Below are 2,012 nucleotides of genomic sequence, written 5' to 3' on the forward strand. Positions count from 1 at the left end.
AAAAAACAGCTCTTCACCACAAAGAATGAAAATGTATTGAATCCGTCCATACTTGTTCTAAGGCTGGAGAGGAAGGTCGATGAACTATGGTGCCATAGAGCCCATCCGTTAGTCTGACTCCAACGACCACGGTGCATCACAAACTGTCGCTCCCTTACGGGAAGCACTCATGGTAGATTAATCCTTATTCTGATTGTTGCACCAGCCTCCAATTTACAAGCCTAGAAAGGAAGAATTTCAATGGATGTAATCATTGAAAGAGCATGTGGTATGGATGTTCATAAGGACAATATCACTGCATGTATTATGACACCTGATGGAAAGGAGATTCAAACGTTTCCTACCAAAACAGTTTTTCTGCTTAAGTTAATCGACTGGATTAAGGAACATGACTGTACTCATGTTGCAATGGAAAGCACGAGTGTTTATTGGAAACCTATTGTTAACCTACTAGAATCTGAAGGGATTGAGTTTCTAGTAGTAAACGCCCAACACATGAAGGCACTCCCCGGTCGTAAGACCGACGTTAAAGATGCCGAATGGATTGCCCAACTTCTTCGCCATGGTTTACTCAAAGCAAGTTTCATTCCAAACCGTATTCAAAGAGAGCTGAGGGAACTTGTCCGTTATCGCCGCAGTATTATCGAAGAACGTGCAAGATAGTTCTTCTTCAAACTTACTGTTCCTTGGGGAAGCGGATGGGGAGGTTTACCAAAAATATTATTCTAGGAAAGCTTCCTCTTTAGAAACTCTTATCATTTCACTAGGGAAATATTTAGAAAAATACTTCTTCACCATTACATGTATATCTTTTTGATACCACTTTGAAAGTCCATGTTCCTTAAATAACATTGGCATTCCTAATCTCTCTGAACGTTTCCCATTCGAACCATCCCCAATGGTCAACGTATCAATCCAAATATGATCTACCATTCCATCCAGCTCTTTTGGAAATCCAGGAGTAAATGGCAGTACCGGAGAAATCGAAGCTTGCGTAAATATCCCTGCCTCATGAACTTCTTTCAAAGCTTTTAACCGCAATTTGATTCCTGGTGCATAGGGAGAAAAAAGTTGTTTTATATCTTCCCTATCTGTTTCAACTGTCATAGATACAAGAACTTTACATTTTTCTTTTAATTTTACTAACAAATCAATATCTCTTGTGACCAGTGGGCTTCTCGTTTGAATTTGAAGAGAATCAGGCGGATTTTCACTCATTTCTTCTAATATCCCCCGAGTAATGTTTGCTTTACGTTCAATTGGTTGGTAGGGATCTGTTGCGGATGACATGAAAATGTTTACGGAATTTTTTTTCTTACGAAGTTTCTTGATTTCATTTCGGTAATTTTCTGCTGCGTTTGTTTTTATGTCTAACCATTCTCCCCAAGGGATTTGTTTGAATCTTTGAATAGGCATCTCTCTTACATAGCAGTACTTGCATGAAAAGGAACAGCCGCTATATGGATTCAATGAATGAGTAAATCCAACATCTAAATAACCCTTTGCTTCTGTAAGAATTTTCTTGGCAAGTATTTCTTTTGTGTCAATCCCCAAAATCGTTCCTCCTCTCTTTAATTGAATAGGATGTGTAGAAAAGCTGTTACGAGTTTCTTAAATAATCAGCTTTTAATCACTCTTCTCTCCTGCTACTTTATAATTCATTTATCGTATTTCATATGTTAATTTTATCAGAAAATTTATTCAAAATATCGCTTAACTCTGGATGCTTTTCTTGTGTCTCCTTCTTTAATAAAGGTACTCCTTTATATAGCGGAAAGAAATTATCATCTTCTAATACGGAAGATGATATCTTTGGATGTAAATTGTATCAAGTAGAAATTCACTTCTTTAATAACGATAAAAGCCTTCCGCATACTCCCCCTATTAAAGCAGGAAATACCCAGCCAAATCCCATTTCATTAAATGGTAAGTTTATAATTGGAGAAATAAAATCCCAATTCTTATTTATGGCAACCAGACCATCATTAAGACTCACAACCATTGTAAAAAGC

3 protein-coding genes and 1 pseudogene are annotated in these 2,012 nt (G+C 37.2%); 1 reads left to right on the forward strand and 3 read right to left on the reverse strand.

The genetic code is table 11. The annotated features are described in order from the left end of the window. Nucleotides 1–240: 240 nt before the first annotated feature. Nucleotides 241–660 (forward strand): annotated as a pseudogene (locus tag WQ54_RS17765) (IS110 family transposase); the annotation flags it as partial. Nucleotides 661–720: 60 nt separating this feature from the next. On the opposite strand, the gene WQ54_RS17770 reads toward WQ54_RS17765, so the two are convergent. From WQ54_RS17770 to WQ54_RS35695, 3 genes are all read right to left on the reverse strand, one after another. Further along, a complete protein-coding gene (locus tag WQ54_RS17770; RefSeq protein ID WP_197089608.1) occupies nt 721–1,554 on the reverse strand; it encodes a radical SAM protein in 834 nt (277 codons plus the stop codon). 118 nt (nt 1,555–1,672) lie between these two features. Further along, a complete protein-coding gene (locus WQ54_RS33760; protein WP_156177988.1) occupies nt 1,673–1,810 on the reverse strand; it encodes a glycine betaine ABC transporter substrate-binding protein in 138 nt (45 codons plus the stop codon). Nucleotides 1,811–1,840: 30 nt separating this feature from the next. Beyond that, a complete protein-coding gene (locus tag WQ54_RS35695) occupies nt 1,841–2,002 on the reverse strand; it encodes a hypothetical protein (protein ID WP_369094758.1) in 162 nt (53 codons plus the stop codon). Nucleotides 2,003–2,012: the final 10 nt, after the last annotated feature.

The organism is Bacillus sp. SA1-12, from assembly GCF_000981385.1.
Taxonomy (GTDB): domain Bacteria; phylum Bacillota; class Bacilli; order Bacillales; family Bacillaceae; genus Metabacillus.

Excerpts from the sequence above, each read along its gene's own strand:
- WQ54_RS35695 (WP_369094758.1), bottom strand. The coding sequence starts at position 2,002 with ATGGTTGTGAGTCTTAATGATGGTCTGGTTGCCATAAATAAGAATTGG.